Annotated in this window: 1 protein-coding gene; it reads right to left on the bottom strand. The window is 66.3% G+C overall.

All coding sequences use genetic code 11. From position 1 onward, the window contains the following. Nucleotides 1-13: 13 nt before the first annotated feature. The coding region (locus A33M_RS21830; protein WP_040622711.1) for a transposase at nucleotides 14-356 on the bottom strand (343 nt) is incomplete at its 5' end.

The raw sequence follows: 356 nt of genomic DNA, 5'->3' as shown, positions 1-356 counted from the left end.
ATACCAGCCTTCGTTATGCCTGACCGATGATGGCCCAGCCTCGCTGTGCGATCGATGTGATCCGGCCGGTTTCGGCGAGGAGCTTTCGCCAGGCGTCCTGGCAAGCGTCGAGGATCGCGGTGTAGTCGGCGAACACGCGGTTGCCGAGATAGTTCTGACGCAAGTACTGCCAGATGTTCTCGGCCGCGTTGAGCTCCGGACAGGCGGGCGGCAGCGGCAGGAGCGTGATGTTGGCCGGAGGCTCGAGCTTGCCGGTTGTGTGCCAGCCGGCCTTGTCGAGGATCAGGAGCGCGTGCGCGCCGGGCGCGACGGCTTCGCCGATCGCGTCGAGATGCGCCTGCATGGCCTCGGTGTCG

Source organism: Rhodovulum sp. PH10, assembly GCF_000293785.1.
Lineage (GTDB): Bacteria > Pseudomonadota > Alphaproteobacteria > Rhizobiales > Xanthobacteraceae > Rhodoplanes.
Note: the sequence above shows the minus strand (reverse complement) of the source record. Positions and strands in the feature narration are given on the sequence as shown.